The sequence below is a fragment of the Gordonia sp. BP-119 genome (assembly GCF_016924115.1).
Taxonomy (GTDB): domain Bacteria; phylum Actinomycetota; class Actinomycetes; order Mycobacteriales; family Mycobacteriaceae; genus Gordonia; species Gordonia hongkongensis.
This window is the reverse complement of the sequence record NZ_JAFFZF010000036.1, coordinates 15,202-29,843: the sequence shown is the minus strand read 5'-3', so window position 1 is coordinate 29,843 and position 14,642 is coordinate 15,202. Positions and strand designations below refer to the sequence as shown.

The 14,642-nt window shown below is 67.7% G+C and carries 11 protein-coding genes and 1 pseudogene; 5 read left to right on the top strand and 7 right to left on the bottom strand.

What is annotated here, in order from left to right:
- Positions 1–10: 10 nt before the first annotated feature.
- Positions 11–760 (bottom strand): FadR/GntR family transcriptional regulator, encoded by a 750-nt coding sequence (locus tag JW364_RS18670; RefSeq protein WP_068972150.1) that lies wholly within the window; start codon positions 758–760, stop codon positions 11–13.
- 236 nt (positions 761–996) lie between these two features.
- Here JW364_RS18670 and JW364_RS18665 point away from each other — a divergent pair, with 236 nt between their 5' ends.
- A complete protein-coding gene (locus tag JW364_RS18665; protein ID WP_205333989.1) occupies positions 997–1,770 on the top strand; it encodes an enoyl-CoA hydratase-related protein in 774 nt (257 codons plus the stop codon).
- 45 nt (positions 1,771–1,815) lie between these two features.
- Here JW364_RS18665 and JW364_RS18660 read toward each other — a convergent pair whose 3' ends face one another.
- Positions 1,816–5,193, bottom strand: a complete 3,378-nt coding sequence (locus tag JW364_RS18660; RefSeq protein ID WP_205333990.1) for a pyruvate carboxylase — start codon at positions 5,191–5,193, stop codon at positions 1,816–1,818.
- Positions 5,194–5,441: 248 nt separating this feature from the next.
- Between JW364_RS18660 and JW364_RS18655 the strand changes: the two genes are divergently transcribed.
- The 3 genes and pseudogenes from JW364_RS18655 to JW364_RS18645 all read left to right on the top strand — a co-directional run.
- The gene (locus JW364_RS18655; protein WP_205333991.1) at positions 5,442–7,196 is read left to right on the top strand and encodes a PEP-utilizing enzyme; all 1,755 of its coding nucleotides are present in this window, start codon (positions 5,442–5,444) and stop codon (positions 7,194–7,196) included.
- Positions 7,196–8,194, top strand: coding sequence for a TIGR03619 family F420-dependent LLM class oxidoreductase (locus JW364_RS18650; RefSeq protein WP_223259033.1), 999 nt, complete (start codon positions 7,196–7,198; stop codon positions 8,192–8,194). The genes JW364_RS18655 and JW364_RS18650 overlap by 1 nt, the downstream gene beginning before the upstream one ends.
- Positions 8,191–8,454: pseudogene (locus JW364_RS18645) on the top strand (alcohol dehydrogenase catalytic domain-containing protein); the annotation flags it as partial. The gene JW364_RS18650 and the pseudogene JW364_RS18645, both read left to right, overlap by 4 nt.
- Here JW364_RS18645 and JW364_RS18640 read toward each other — a convergent pair.
- Positions 8,447–8,641 carry a hypothetical protein gene (locus JW364_RS18640; protein ID WP_065629475.1) on the bottom strand — a complete coding sequence of 65 codons (195 nt, stop codon included), beginning with the start codon at positions 8,639–8,641 and terminating at the stop codon, positions 8,447–8,449. The pseudogene JW364_RS18645 and the gene JW364_RS18640 sit on opposite strands and share 8 nt — an antisense overlap.
- A complete protein-coding gene (locus tag JW364_RS18635) occupies positions 8,638–10,380 on the bottom strand; it encodes a PEP-utilizing enzyme (protein ID WP_065629476.1) in 1,743 nt (580 codons plus the stop codon). Before JW364_RS18635 ends, JW364_RS18640 begins: the two co-directional genes overlap by 4 nt.
- A 159-nt stretch (positions 10,381–10,539) precedes the next feature.
- On the opposite strand from JW364_RS18635, the gene JW364_RS18630 reads away from it, so the two are divergent.
- The gene (locus tag JW364_RS18630) at positions 10,540–11,316 is read left to right on the top strand and encodes an SDR family NAD(P)-dependent oxidoreductase (protein ID WP_065629477.1); all 777 of its coding nucleotides are present in this window, start codon (positions 10,540–10,542) and stop codon (positions 11,314–11,316) included.
- 345 nt (positions 11,317–11,661) lie between these two features.
- Here the strand turns inward: JW364_RS18630 and JW364_RS18625 are convergent, their stop codons facing one another.
- From JW364_RS18625 to JW364_RS18615, 3 genes are read right to left on the bottom strand one after another with little or no spacing between them, the layout of a single operon-like run.
- Positions 11,662–12,432, bottom strand: a complete 771-nt coding sequence (locus tag JW364_RS18625; protein ID WP_205333992.1) for a ThuA domain-containing protein — start codon at positions 12,430–12,432, stop codon at positions 11,662–11,664.
- A gap of 16 nt (positions 12,433–12,448) precedes the next feature.
- Positions 12,449–13,843, bottom strand: a complete 1,395-nt coding sequence (gene lpdA, locus JW364_RS18620) for a dihydrolipoyl dehydrogenase (protein ID WP_205333993.1) — start codon at positions 13,841–13,843, stop codon at positions 12,449–12,451.
- A 1-nt stretch (position 13,844) separates the two neighbouring features.
- On the bottom strand, positions 13,845–14,606 hold the full coding sequence (locus JW364_RS18615) for an SDR family NAD(P)-dependent oxidoreductase (RefSeq protein WP_058252853.1): 762 nt from the start codon (positions 14,604–14,606) through the stop codon (positions 13,845–13,847).
- Positions 14,607–14,642: the final 36 nt, after the last annotated feature.

Sequence of the window (14,642 nt, the reverse complement as noted above, 5' to 3'; positions counted from 1 at the left end):
CGGCCTACGCTCAGATCTGCCAGCGCACAGGTCGCGAGATGATGTCGCGGAGCCGGCGGCGGTAGTACCGGGCGGACTCCTGGTTGAAGACGTCCATCGCGGCCGCGGTGGCCTCGACATCGCGAGCGCGCATGGCGTCGAGGATGTCCTGCTGGAGTTCGAAGGCCGCGAGCCGCGTCGCGATGGGATGCTCGACGGGTTCGGCGTCGCGAACGAGCAGCCACAGCGTCTCCATGACCACCCGCAGTGCGGGATTGCCCGCCGCCTCGTACACCCCGCGCTGGAATGCGGCGTTGTTCTCCTGGAAGTTGGCGTGGTCCTCGGGATGGTCGCGCATCCGGTCCAGTGCCCGCTGCATCGACTCGATCTGCTCGTCGGTGACGTTCTGCGCCGCGGCCCGCGCGACCATCGGTTCGAGCATCAACCGGACGTCGATGACATCACTGATGTTCGCGCCGTTGATCTGGAGGAACAGCTTCATGATGTTGCCGAGCGAATCGAGTTCGGGCCGTTTGGCTATGGGCCCGCCGCCGATTCCCGCCTTGATCGTCACGAGGTCTCGGCTCTCGAGGAGCCGCAGTGCCTCACGCACCGTCGTGCGTGCCACGCCGAACTCGCTGACCATCTCCTTCTCGGTCGGCAGGCGCTGACCCTCGACGATGCCACCGCTGAGGATCTGATCGGCCACCATGTTGGCCACCCGCGCGGACATCTTCTGCCCGCGCGGCTGCCGGGTGGCGGGCTCGTCGGCGACGGTCATGCGGCTCCCGTGTCTCGGCTGATCGGTCGGTGCCGACACCTTACCCGCCCGCACCTGCTCTCTAGTTCGGATCGGGGCGGCAACGGTCGCCCTCGAACGATCGGTGCGGTGGCGAGACGACCCGTCGTCGTAACTGTGTACATATTTTGCTCGCTCGATTACCGTGAGTCCCGTTCCGTTCGTTCGCGCCGGGGCCCCGACCGCCCGTCGGCGCAGTCCACGACAGATAGGCACCCATGCAGACCACCTCCCCGGCCTCCGGGAACCTCTCCGTCACCGTGCACCAGCCCGGTATCGCACTCGTCGAGCTCTCGCGGGGCAAGGTCAACGCCATCGACGGGCAGATGTACGAGGACATCGCGGCGACGTTCGACGCGCTGTCCGACGACCAGGACGTGCGCGTGATCGTGCTGACCGGTCAGGGCCGCATCTTCAGCGCGGGCAACGACATCAACGAGTTCCGGACGATGTCCACTGTCAGCGGCGACATCGCGATGCGGCGGGCCCGGCGGGCGCTGTTCAGCGTGCGCGAGTGTCACCTCCCCGTGGTGTCCGCGGTGAACGGCCCGGCCCTGGGAAGCGGGTTCGGACTCGTCGCGCTCTCCGACCTCGTGGTCGCGTCCGAACGCGCCACCTTCGGACTGCCCGAGATGAACGTCGGGGTCCTCGGCGGTGGTCGCTTCACCGCCCGCATGTTGCCCCAGCAGGCGATGCGCCGCATGTTCCTCACCGCCGAACCGGTCGACGCGTCGACCCTGGAGCGGTGGGGAGCACCGCTCGAGGTCGTCGCCCACGACGATCTCCTGGAGATCGCGACCGCCCGCGCGCGCTCCATCGCGGAGAAGAGCAGGCACGCCATCGTGCTCGCCAAACAATCCCTGAACGGCTGCGAAGATCTCGACATCCGTCGCGGTTACGAGCTCGAGCAGTCCTTCACCGTGCGACTGTCCGAACACCCCGACTCCAAGACCGCGGTGGAGACCCAGGTCGCCGACCTCGCACGCAAGTGACGACGTCGGGTCCGCGCCATCGGGACGCGGACCCGACGCACCGCGTCAGTCCGTCGCGATGGTCAGCAGGAGATCCCCGCCGTCGACCTCGGTCGATCCCGACACCGCGACACGCTGCACGATCCCGGTGACCGGCGCGGAGATCGAGGCCTCCATCTTCATCGCCTCGATCGTGCCGATCGGTTCACCCCGGCGGAGTTCGTCGCCCTCCTTCACCGACAGCGTCACCACACCGGCGAAGGGTGCGGCGAGTTGCCCCGGGAGGGCGGGGTCGGCCTTCTCCGCGGTGCGTGTCGTCGACTCGACCGAGCGGTCGCGCACCCGAACCGGCCGCAGTTGCCCGTTGAGGATGCAGAGCACGTTGCGCATCCCGGACTCGTCCGGGTCGGAGATCGCCTCGAGCCCGATGAGCAGTTCGACGCCCTTCTCCAGCTCCACGCGATGTTCCTCGTCCTGGCGCAGGCCGTAGAAGAACTGGTTGGTGGACAGCCGAGACGTGTCGCCATAGGTCTCGCGGTGCTCGCGGAACTCACGATTCGGTCCGGGGAACAGCAACCGGTTGAGCGCATCACGACGCTCCGCCGACGTACCGGCGAGCGCCGCGAGGTCGCTCTCGGTCAGGGCGGTCACCGGGCGAGGGTCGGTGCGGCCCTCGAGGGCGCGCGTGCGGAGCGGCTCCGGCCACCCGCCCGCGGGCTCGCCCAGATCGCCCCGCAGGAAATCCACCACCGAGTCCGGGATGTCGTAGGCCGTCGGATCGTCCGCGAACTCGGCGGCGCTCGCGCCGGCGCCGACGAGTGCCAGCGCGAGATCGCCGACGACCTTCGACGACGGTGTCACCTTGATCAGTCGCCCGAGCACGGTGTCGGCGCCCGCGTAGGCCGCCTCGATGTCCTCGAACCGGTCCGCCAGCCCCAATGCCAGGGCCTGCTGCCGCAGGTTGGACAGCTGGCCGCCGGGGATCTCGTGGGCATAGACCCGGCCGGTGGGTGCCGGCAAGCCCGTGTCGAACGGCGAGTACGCCGCCCGGACCGCCTCCCAATATGGCTCGAGAGCGCAGCAGGCCGCGAGGTCGATCCCGGTGTCGCGGTCGGTGTTCGCCGTCGCGACGACGATCGCCGACAACGGTGGCTGACTCGTCGTGCCGGCCAGCGGTGCGCTCGCCCCATCCACCGCGTCCACCCCGGCCTCCCAGGCGGCGAGGTAGGTGGCCAGCTGCCCGCCGGCGGTGTCGTGGCTGTGCAGATGGACGGGCAGGTCGAACCGCGACCGCAAGGCGCGCACCAGGGTCGACGCCGCGGCCGGGCGCAACAGGCCCGCCATGTCCTTGATCGCCAGGACGTGTGCGCCCGCGTCGACGATCCGTTCGGCCAGCTTCAGGTAGTAGTCCAGGGTGTACAGGGTCTCGCCGGGATCAGAGAGGTCGCCGGTGTAGGACATGGCCACCTCCGCCACCGCGGTCCCCGTCTCCCGCACCGCGTCGATGGCCGGCCGCATCGCGTCGATGTTGTTCAACGCGTCGAAGATCCGGAACACGTCGACGCCCGTGGCCGCCGCCTCGCGGACGAATGCGTCGTTCACCTCCACCGGGTACGGCGTGTACCCGACGGTGTTCTTGCCGCGCAACAGCATCTGCAGGCAGACGTTGGGCATCGCCGTGCGCAGGGCCGCCAGGCGATCCCAGGGATCCTCCTTGAGGAATCGCAGTGCGACGTCGTAGGTCGCCCCACCCCACGCCTCGACCGACCACAGCTGTGGGGTCATCCGCGCGACGTGCGGTGCGACGGTCACCAGGTCGCGGCTGCGCACGCGGGTGGCGAGCAGCGACTGATGCGCGTCGCGGAAGGTGGTGTCGGTCAGCGCGAGTGCCGTCGACGCACGGAGCTCGGCGGCGAAACCGTCCGGCCCCAGCTCCCGGAGTCGATCGCGCGACCCCGGCGGCGGTGGGGACGTGAGGTCGATCGCCGGCAGTTTGTCGACCGGGTACACCGCGGACGGTCGCTCGCCGTGCGGTCGGTTCACGGTGACGTCGGCGAGATACCGCAGAATCCGGGTACCGCGGTCGGCGGAGGCGTGCTGCTCGAGCAGGTCCGGTCGGGATTCGATGAACGAGGTGGTGACCCGCCACGCGCCGAAGTCGTCGTCGGCGAGAACCGCCTGCAGGAACGGGATGTTGGTGGCGACGCCCCGGACCCGGAACTCGGCGATCGCCCGGCGTGCGCGCGCCCGCGCGGTCTCCAGGTCCCGGCCGCGACAGGTCAGCTTCACGAGCATCGAGTCGAAGTGGGAGCCGATCTCGGACCCCAGTCCGACGCTCCCGTCCAGACGGACACCCGAGCCACCGGGCGTGCGGTAGGCGGTGATCCGCCCGGTGTCGGGCCGGAAGCCGTCGGTCACGTCCTCGGTCGTGATGCGGCATTGCACTGCCGCGCCGCGGATCTCGATCGAATCCTGGGTCAGTCCCAGCTCCCGCAGCGTCGCACCGGATGCGATCTGCATCTGGGTGGCGACGAGATCGACGTCGGTGATCTCCTCGGTGATCGTGTGTTCCACCTGGATGCGCGGGTTCATCTCGATGAACACGTGCCGACCGTCGGAACCGAGCAGGAACTCGACGGTCCCGGCGCAGGTGTACCCGATGTGCCTGGCGAAAGCCACTGCATCCGAACAGATCCGATCACGGACAGCCGGGTCGAGCGCGGGTGCGGGGGCCACCTCGACGACCTTCTGGTGGCGGCGCTGGAGCGAACAGTCGCGTTCGTAGAGATGGATGACCTCGCCGGTGGCGTCCCCGAGGATCTGCACCTCGATGTGCCGGGCGTCGACCAGGAAGACCGTGCCGTCACCGAAGGCCGTCGTGGCCTCGCGCGAGGCCGCCTCGATCGCCCCGCGAAGCCGCGACGGCTCATCGACGCGACGCATGCCGCGCCCGCCACCACCGGCGACCGCCTTGACGAACAAGGGGAAACCGACCGCATCAGCCGCGGCCACGAGCTCGTCGACATCACTCGACGGGGTCGACGAGGTCAGCACCGGGAGACCGGCCTCGGCGGCGGCCGCCACGGCCCGGGACTTGTCGCCGGCGAGTTCGAGCACCTCGGCGGACGGGCCGATGAAGGTGATCTGTCGGGTCGCACACGCGCGGGCCAACTCGGCGTTCTCGGAGAGGAAGCCGTACCCGGGGTACACCGCATCGGCTCCGGACGTCGCCGCGACGCGGACCATCTCGTCGACCGAGAGGTATGCGCGGACCGGATGCCCGCGTTCGCCGATCTCGTAGGCTTCGAACGCCTTGGCCCGATGAACGGAGTTGCGGTCCTCGTGGGGGTACACGGCCACCGTGCTCGCGCCGAGCTCGACCGCGGCACGAAAAGCCCGTACCGCGATCTCGCCTCTGTTCGCGACCAGCACCTTCTCGAACATGGGTTTCCTTTCGTCACCGGATGCGCCGGAAGTAGCCACGCGAGAAGCGGGCGGCGCGGGAAGGATGTGACCCACATCTCTGGGTCTGGCGTCAGTTTACTCTACTCCGAGTAAAGTTACTTAGCGCCGCAACCGGCAAAGGCTTTACCTCCAAACTGCTGAGAAATATCTCTGTACATGTTTCCATCTGTCCCAGTTTCTATAGTGTGACTTGACATACAGCCTGTCACCTCGGTGAGGAGGAACACATGAGTGACGAGCAGTCCGCGGGGGCGGTCGACATCGATCGCTGGACCACCGACTGGGAGTTCAGCAGCCGATACCCGGTGTACACACGCGCCAACGCCGGCGAAGTGCTGCCCGACCCGTCGAGTCCGCTGAACGTCACGATGGTCTGGAACAAAGGCCTCAACATCGGCTGGCGCCAGGGCTACGTCGACAACCTCGGCACTCACCTTGCCGAGGAGATCGACGAGGTGATGCCCGAGATCATCGGCAACTTCGGCGGCTACCACTACACGAACTTCTCGATGACCGAGCTCAACGGCGCCCGGCTCCCGGGGCTGACCGTGCCGGTGTGGAAGAGCCTGTGGGTGGGCGACCACCCCGACATCCCCGAGTACGTACCCAAGCCGGGCGACGAGAACGCCGAACTGACGGCCGGTCTCGCCGAGAAGACCGCCTGGGCTCTCACGACCGATGAGTTCCCCGAAGCCGAGGAGGCCAAGCGCCGCGCCGACCGGGCACGCGACCAGCGTCCCGATCTCGCCGCGATGAGCGATGCCGAACTCGTCGAGCACGCTCGCTCGCTGCTCCCCGACCTCATCTACTGCTACGCCTATCACCCGGTCACCACGACGCTGTCGACGATGGATCCGGCCGTGGCCGGTCAACTCCTCGAAACCATCGGCGAGGCAGACAAACTCGGCGATCTGCTCAGCGGACTGGGCGGCGTGGACTCGGCCGCCCCGTCGTATGCGATGTGGAAGCTCGGGCGCCTCGTCGCCGGTTCGTCCGAACTGACCGGGATCTTCGACGACGGACTCGCCTCCGCCCTCGACGCGATCACCGCGAGTGACTCCGCCGACGCCGCGAGGTTCCGAGAGGAGTTCGACGACTTCCTCTACCGCTACGGCTCGCGCGCACCGAACGAATGGGACATCCGATCGGACAGCTGGGAGACCAAACCCGTGCTGGCACTGATGGCCATCAACGGGATGCGCAACAGCCCGCCGGAGGCCGATCCCGAAGCGATCCTGCGCCGCAATCAGGACAAGCGTCTCGCCCTCACCGAGGACCTCGCCGCGAAGATGCCCGACGTGGAGTCGGCCACCGCGTTCCGCAACGCGGCGAAGTCGATCACCAAGTTCATGCCGTGGCGGGAGCGCACGAAGACCGCGTGCGTGAAGATCATGGGCGAGATGCGGGCCGCCCTCTACGAACTCGGACACCGGATGGTCGGACGCGGGATCATGGACGACCATCACGACATCACGATGCTCGTCGACGACGAGCTCGATCGCTTTGTCGCCGAACCCGAGTCGTTCGCGGACACCATCAAGGAGCGACGCGAGCAGTATCTCGCCCTGTTCGATCTGCAACCGCCGTTCTTCCTGTTCGAACCGCTCCCCCTCTCGCAGTGGCCCCGGCGCACCGGGCAGCGGGTGGACCCCGCGGTGCCCGGTGACGTCCTCTCCGGAGTCGGCGGCGCCCCGGGCGTCGCCCGGGGACGTGCGCGAATCCTGCACGACCCGTACGAGGCCGAGCAGCTGGAGGAAGGCGACATCCTCGTCGCACCGCAGACCGATCCCGCCTGGACGCCGTTGTTCGTCTTCGCGGGCGGTGTCGTCGTGAATGTCGGCGCGACGATCACCCACTCGTCCATCGTGTGTCGTGAGCTCGGAATCCCATGCGCCGTATCGGTTCAGGACGCGACGGCCCGCATCCCGGACGGCGCGATGATCGAGGTCGACGGCAACACCGGGTCGGTGACGATCCTCTGATGGCGATGACTGACGGCGCCCGCGGCACGACGATCGGGCTCGCCCTCCCCCAGCTCGGCGAGCACGTCGATGCCGCGGCCGTCCGCGACTTCGCGGTGGCCGCCGAGGAACTCGGATTCACCGGACTGTGGGCGCAGGAACACCTCTTCTACTCCGAGCAGAACGCGTCGGTCTACGGTGGCCGGCACACCACGGCGGTGCACCCCGCCTACCGTTCGGTGCTCGGGGCCACCGAGCTCATGGCATTCGTCGCGTCGTGCACCCGGCGGGCGCTGATCGGGAGCAGCATCCTGGTTGCCGGGTACCACCGTCCGGTCGAGCTCGCACAGCGTCTGGCCACTCTCGACGTGCTCTCCGGCGGACGTCTCGTCGCCGGGCTGGGCGTCGGCTGGTCCGACGAAGAACATCGACTCATGGACGTCGACCCCCGGACGCGCGGGCGCCGGATGGACGAACTCGTCCGCGCCGTCCAGGCGTGCTGGGGACCGGATCCCGTCGAGTTCGACGGGGAGTTCTTCACCATCCCGACCTCCACCGTGCGGCCGAAGCCGGTCCAGACACCACATCCGCCGCTGCTGTCCGGGCTGCGGTCGGAACGCGGTCTCGCCCGCACCGCGGCACTGTTCGACATCTGGAATCCCAGCAGCGGCACAGCCGAGGCCCTGCAAGCCCAGCTCGACGGGATGGCCGCGCAGCGTCCCGCCGGACGGGCCCCGGTCCGGCTGTTCCTGCGGTCCTACCTCCAGCGCCCCACCGACCCGGTGGGATCCGGCGGACAGGGCATCGACGGTGTGGCCGCCGATATCGCCACCGCGAAGGCGGTCGGTGCGGAACACTTCATCATCGAATGCAATTTCTCCGACGACATCCGGTCGCCGGAGGACTGGGCCACCATGCCCGAGCGGCTGGCGCCGCTGATCCAACTCGTGCGCGACGACAGCTCCGCGGTGCCCGACTCGTCGGGCGCCGCCCGGCCCCAGAAGGAGAACGCATCATGAAAGCTGCTGTCTGGGAGGGCAGTACACCGACACTCACCGTCGAGGAGATCCCGCGCCCGACGCCCCGTCGTGGCGAGATCCTGCTCAAGGTCACCGCGTGCGGGGTCTGTCACACCGACCTGCACGTACTGAAGTCCGAGGTGAACTTCCCCGCTCCCGCGGTCCTCGGCCACGAGGTCTCCGGCGTGGTCGAGGAACTCGGCGACGGCGTCGACACCCTCGCGGTGGGCGATCGGGTCGTGTGCAGCTTCATCACTCCGAGGTACCGAGGCGCCCCCGCATGGACGGATCGACGCTCATGTAGCGGTTCTCGACGAGGATCTGATCGCCCCGCAGGGGACCGACCTCGGTCTCGCGGACCTCGAAGTTCTCCGGTCTCGGCACACCGTCGTCGGGTCGCTTTCGGAGAAATACCGTTCGTGTGGTGGTTGCCACGCCGCTGGTCATGAGTTATCCGCCGCGGCCGGCAGTTCGAGGATGGTGACGGTGCCCTTCGACCCGTCGACCTCGACCAGCGTGCCGTCGGGAATACGGCGGGTCGCGGCGGGAACGCCGGCAGCACAGGGAATACCGAGCTCGCGGCTGACGATCATCGCATGTGACCCCATGGCGCCGACGTCGGTGATGGCGGCGGAGGACACCATGAACAGCGGCGTCCAGGACGGATCGGTCTGGGGCGCCACCAGCACTTCGTCCACCTCGAAACTGTCCAGATCTTCCATCGAGGTGATGGTGCGGGTGCGTCCCCGAACCACACCGGGCGATGCCCCGGACCCCTGCAGGACCTCGCCGGAGGTCACCCCGTCCACCTCGACCTGGTCCTTGCGACGCAGACTCGACAGTGGCGGCAGCGGCTCTCGGGTGTCGAGGAAGGTCGGCAGGTCCAGCCCGAACAGGCCCTTCCACGCGCGATGCCGTTCGGCGAGGGTGTCGGTGAGGGCGGACGGTTCACTGGCCAGGAGACCCAGCTCTTCGTCGACCGCCATGAAGACGTGGTCGGCGGAAGCCAGGTGTCCCTGTTCGTGGAGCCGTCGACCGAGCTCGGCCAAGGGCACCCGCGCCTCGTGCAAGACCTTGATGCAGTTGGTCTTCGCCCGTTCACGCCAGGCCGCGAACCGACGTGCCGAGGCGAGCGCGGCGTCGAGCGTCGCCCGGGCCTCCGCGTCGTCGCCGACGATCGCGCGTGCCCGCTCGAGCGCGGCATCGGTGTCTCCCGCATGCTCGGCGAGGCGGGCGGTCGGTGAGGCGGAGTCGTCCTGCAGGCGCAGACGGTCGATGAGCCCGAGCACCAGTTCCGGCTTGGTCTCCCACGATGTCGAACCGAGGTCCCATTCGTTCGGCCCCCGGTAGCCGAACTCGGCGAGGAAGTCGGCGAACGAGGCGTCGAACTTCGGGTCCACCCCGGCCACCCGAGCCGCGAGGCCCTCGATTCCCTGATCGAACGCCGCGGTCAGGCGCTCGTCGGCGCGAACCATCCGCCCCAACTCCCAGAGCGCGAACGACGGCAGTGCCGAATCGACGTCACCCGCCGAACCCACGAGGGTGACGACGAGGTCTTGATTGTCGGGCCCGAGAAGCTGACCGAGCACCGACGGGCCGACGGCCGCACCGTTGGTCGCCGCCACTTCACCACGCCATGCGGCGCGCTCGAGCGGCATGACCGACCGGGCGCGTGCGACGAGTGCAACCGGGGTCAGACTCGACAGATCGGGGCGTTCCGTGCGCAACTTGTCGGCCAGTTCACGGTCCTCGTCGAGTTCGGGGAAGGTCTCGGTCGACATGATCCAGGCATTCCGAGCGGCCAACCGGGCGCTGGCATCGGCATTCTCGTCATCGGGATGCCCGACGTACTCCGGGATGTTCGGATCGCCACCGTAGAACAGCTGGTCGACGAGCTCAACCGACAGGCCACCACGTATACCCACGAGCCGCGACATCGACAGATTGATGTACAGGTGTCCGTAGAAGATCCCCGACGATGCCGCCACGTCCGGCTTCTCCACCAGCGAGTAGCTGCCGTGGAAGGCGTAGCCGGCGTTCCACCCGGGCAGGATGTTCTGAATCCACCCGAGGTCGGCGCCCAGTGGTGTGATCGGATCGGACAGCACATCGCTGGCGTTGAGCCGCGTGTAGATGGGTAGGCGGGCACTCGGTTCGGTGTCGACCAACCAGCGCTGTTCGGACATGTCGTTCTCGTCTCTCCTGGGACCGCTCGGGATAGGCGGCCATAGTTTCTTCACAGGGTATACACGTGGGCTGTGATGTGTGACGCTCTACCTGCAAGACTGTAGGCGTTGGCAAGTAACTCGTCTCGGTCTCTCGTTCAGGAATCAAGGAGACGTTCGATGAAGTTGCAGGACAGAGTAGTTGCCGTCACCGGCGGGACCCAGGGAATCGGCCGCGGGATCGCCGAGGCCGCCCTCGCGGAGGGCGCGAAGGTCGCCCTCAACGGCCGATCCAAGGAGAAGGGCGATAAAGCTCTGGCCGATCTCGGCGTCGGCGACCAGGCCGCGTTCTTCCAGGGCGACGTGACCGTGCAGGCCGATGTCGAGGACTTCATCGAGCAGACGGTGGCGACTTTCGGCCGCATCGACGTCCTGGTGAACAACGCCGGCGGTGCGAACGATCTGCAGCCCACCGCGCAGCTGTCCGACGAGGAGTGGAACCTCGTGATGAACTGGAACCTGAACTCGAACTTCTGGGCGACTCGGCGCGCCCTCCAGCACATGATCCCCAACTCCTACGGACGGATCATCAACATCTCCTCGGTCGAGGGCAAGCAGGGCAAGCCGGTGTTCACCGCTTACGTCGCCGCCAAACACGCGATCAACGGGATGACGAAATCCATTGCGCGCGAGGTGGGTACACAGGGAATCACGGTCAACGCGATCTGCCCGGGGCTCGTGATCACCGACATCATCAAGAACAACGGCCCGCAGACCGCCGCGGCGATGGGCATGAGTTTCGAGGAGATGGTCGACCTGTTCTCACAGGAATCGTCCATCAAGCGCCCCAACACCGTCGAAGAGGTCGCCGCAATGGCGATGCTGCTCGCCTCCGATGCGGGCGCCGGCATCACCGGTGCCATCCTCAGCGTCGACGGTGGTACCGCGTCGTACTGATCGAGATCGTTGCTCCCTTATCCGAAAGAGCCATACACCCCTTGGTCCCTGAGGTGCGAGGAGCGCTAGCGACGAGCCACGAAGGGCCTGGTGAGGCCCTTGCGAGGCCCTTCGTGGCTCGCTTCGCTCGCACCTCAGGGAGCATAGAGTTTTGGCGCTCACGAGCGTCTTTCGTGGTCCACGACGGCCGCCAGGCCGCAGATGCTGAGGAGTGAGCTTGCGACCGTCACGAGGGGTCTCACCACCTCGGTCGCCGGACCCTTCGTGACGCGCCCTCCGCAAGCTCCGGGCGCTCCTCAGGGAGCAGAGGGGTGCCGCGCCTCAGGAGGTGTAAGTGTTTGGCCCTCAGAACGTCCCGCGTACCACCCACGCCACGCAGCGGCCGAGGATGGTCCGGTACTCCGGCACCTCCCAGCTCCCCCGGTCGACCCGTCCGAGATCGTCGATACCCAGGTCTTGGACATCGAACCGGCCGCGGCAGTGCCCGAGCGTGAAGTAGCAGACGGTTCCGGCGTCATGTCTCTTGAGATAGAGCACCGGCAGCGGATCGTCGGAGGTGGTGTGTCCCTCCGCGAAACCCGTTGACTCGCCGACAAACCGGGTGTGCGCGAGAACCTCGATCGGCTCGAACAGTTCGCTCACGTAGAGCTCGTCGACGGCATCGAAGGCCTCGACACCGACGACGAGCGGATGGTCGGGGTCGCTGATCTCGACCCGGTACGGCGCGATCGGTGGATGCCCGAGGAATTGACTGCCGACGAGCTGGGGCAACACACCCATGGTGCGTGGCGTGACGTACTTGCTCGGCGACCCGGGCGGCGTCGGCTCGATAGCGGAGTTGGTGGCGTGCAACGCCAGCCATCGACCGCCGCGCGCGAGGAACTCGGTGAGCGACCGCTGCGCGGCCTCGTCCGGAATCCGGTTGCACGTGTAGGTGATCAGCAGATCCGCGTCGTCGATGGCCGGGATCGCACCGGCGTAGTCGTCGAAGACTCGCGTTCGCACCATTTCGTGATCGGCCAGCAGCGTGAGGATCTGCAGTCTCGCGTAGTCGAAGTCGTGCCATTGCCCACCGCAGATGACGACCGCGTCGAGGCGGCCGGCGGGTCCGGACATGTCGCTCCTCGAGATCTCAGGCGTGTGCGTGCAGGGGTTTGCCCGCCAGCGCGAGGTGGGCTTCGCCGAGCGCCTCGGCCTGGGTCGGATGCGCGTGCACCAGGTTCGCGACGTCGTCGGCGGTCGCCTCCCAGTTGTAGATCAGCTGTGCCTCACCGATGAGCTCACCGACCCGATCACCGACGAGATGGATTCCCACGACGGGTCCGTCGGACCCGGCGCGGACGAGCTTCACCCCACCCGACGTCTGGAGGATGCGGCTCTTGCCGTTGCCACCCAGGTCGTAGACGGCGGTGGTGACGTCCCCGTACCGGTCGACGGCTTCGGCCTCGTTCAACCCGATCGACGCAACCTCGGGGTGGGAGTAGGTGACACGTGGAATCCCGCTGTCGGCGACCGGCACACAATCGAGGCCGGCCAGTTGCTCCGCCACGAAGATCCCGTTCGCGAACCCGCGATGGGCGAGCTGCGGTCCCGGCACGATGTCGCCGACCGCGTAAACGCCCGGCACAGTGGTCTGCAGCGCATCGTCGACCTCGACGAACCCGCGGTCGAGCCGGATGCCCGCCTCCTCGAGCCCGAGACCGGACGTCCGCGGACCACGCCCTACCGCCACCAGCAGGATGTCGGCGTTCAGCGACTCGGAGTCGCCGAGATCGACGGTGACCCCGGCATCGGTCACGCGCGCGGCGGACAGCATGGCCGCGGTCCGAACCGTGATGCCGCGCTTGCGGAACGCTCGGGTCAACTGCTTCGACGACCACTCGTCCTCAGTCGGGACCAGTCGTGGTGCCGCCTCCACGATGGTGACCTCGACGCCGAGCGACGCCCACAGACTGGCGAACTCGCAACCGATCACGCCGCCGCCCAGGACGATCGCCGACCTCGGGATCGAATCCAGCTCCAGCGCACGGTCGCTGGTCATGATCGGACCGCCGATGTCGATGCCCGGCAGGATCCGCGACTGCGATCCGGTGGCAAGGACAAGGGCCTCACCCCGGTGTCGCGAGGTCCCCCCGTCCGCGAGATCGACTGCGACCGTTCGGTCCCCGACGACGCGGCCGTGACCCCGCACCACGCGGATCGCCCGCGAGGCGATCAGTCCCTCGAGGCCGCGGTACAGACCGTCGACGACCTTCTGCTTGTACGCATGCACCGCGGTGATGTCGACACCGTCGAGCGAGGCCTTGATTCCGAAATCGGCTGCAGAGCGCACGGAGTCGACGATCTCCGCGGCATGCAGCAGCGCCTTGGTGGGGATACAACCGTTGTGCAGGCAGGTACCGCCGAGCTTGCCGGACTCCACCAGGACGACCGACATGCCTAGCTGCGCGGCGCGCAGGGCACACGAGTACCCGCCCGAACCGCCGCCGAGGACGACGACGTCGGTCTCGGTGGAGTCCGCGCTCATCTCAGAAGTCGAATCGGTTGGTGAAGCCGCCGTCGACGACCAGGTTGGTGCCCGTGATGTGACCGGCGGCGGGCGACGCCAGGAACGTCACCGCGTTGGCGACATCCTGGGCGGCGGCCAGCTTGCCCAGCGCGGCGGACGACAGCGCCGCGTCATAGAGTTGCGGGCGCTGCTCCTTGATGGTGTCCCAGGGTCCGCCTTCGAAGTAGACCGGACCGGGCGACACCGCGTTGACGCGAATCCCCTTGGCTCCCAGGACACGTGCCTGCGCCGAGGAGTGCTGCAACACGGCGGCTTTGAGCGCGCCATAGCTGTTGGCGGTGGTGATCGGGCCGGCCTCGATGGCCGATGTCGTACTGATCGTGACGACCGACGCGGCCGAGCTCTTCTCCAGGTGCGGTGTGGCTGCCTCGATGAAGCCGACCAGGCTCATCAGATCGACGTTGAAGCTGTTCTCCCAGGCCTCGCGCCCCTTGCCGGTCATGGCCGATGCGTTCACGATGACGATGTCGATCCCGCCGAGCGACTCGGCCGCGTCGTCGACGAAGGACGTCACAGCCGCGGAGTCGCCGACATCGACGGACTTCCAGAACACCGTGCCAGACTCGGACAGCTCGTCGGCGACGGTCTTGAGTTGGGCTTCGCCGCGGGCGCAGATGCCCACCGATGCACCCTCGGCGAGGAGGGTCTTGGCGATGGCGAGGCCGATCCCCTTGCTCGCGCCGCTGATGAGGGCGCGCTTTCCGGTGAGGTCGAGATCCATGTCTGGTCCTTCTTCTTTCGGTCGTGCTGGCGGTTC

Coding starts and splice junctions, on each gene's coding strand:
- JW364_RS18640 (WP_065629475.1), bottom strand. CDS start 8,641: ATGACCAGCGGCGTGGCAACCACCACACGAACGGTATTTCTCCGAAAG.
- JW364_RS18665 (WP_205333989.1), top strand. CDS start 997: ATGCAGACCACCTCCCCGGCCTCCGGGAACCTCTCCGTCACCGTGCAC.
- JW364_RS18625 (WP_205333992.1), bottom strand. CDS start 12,432: ATGTCCGGACCCGCCGGCCGCCTCGACGCGGTCGTCATCTGCGGTGGG.
- JW364_RS18630 (WP_065629477.1), top strand. CDS start 10,540: ATGAAGTTGCAGGACAGAGTAGTTGCCGTCACCGGCGGGACCCAGGGA.
- JW364_RS18635 (WP_065629476.1), bottom strand. CDS start 10,380: ATGTCCGAACAGCGCTGGTTGGTCGACACCGAACCGAGTGCCCGCCTA.
- JW364_RS18660 (WP_205333990.1), bottom strand. CDS start 5,193: ATGTTCGAGAAGGTGCTGGTCGCGAACAGAGGCGAGATCGCGGTACGG.
- JW364_RS18655 (WP_205333991.1), top strand. CDS start 5,442: ATGAGTGACGAGCAGTCCGCGGGGGCGGTCGACATCGATCGCTGGACC.
- JW364_RS18615 (WP_058252853.1), bottom strand. CDS start 14,606: ATGGATCTCGACCTCACCGGAAAGCGCGCCCTCATCAGCGGCGCGAGC.
- lpdA (WP_205333993.1), bottom strand. CDS start 13,843: ATGAGCGCGGACTCCACCGAGACCGACGTCGTCGTCCTCGGCGGCGGT.
- JW364_RS18650 (WP_223259033.1), top strand. CDS start 7,196: ATGGCGATGACTGACGGCGCCCGCGGCACGACGATCGGGCTCGCCCTC.
- JW364_RS18670 (WP_068972150.1), bottom strand. CDS start 760: ATGACCGTCGCCGACGAGCCCGCCACCCGGCAGCCGCGCGGGCAGAAG.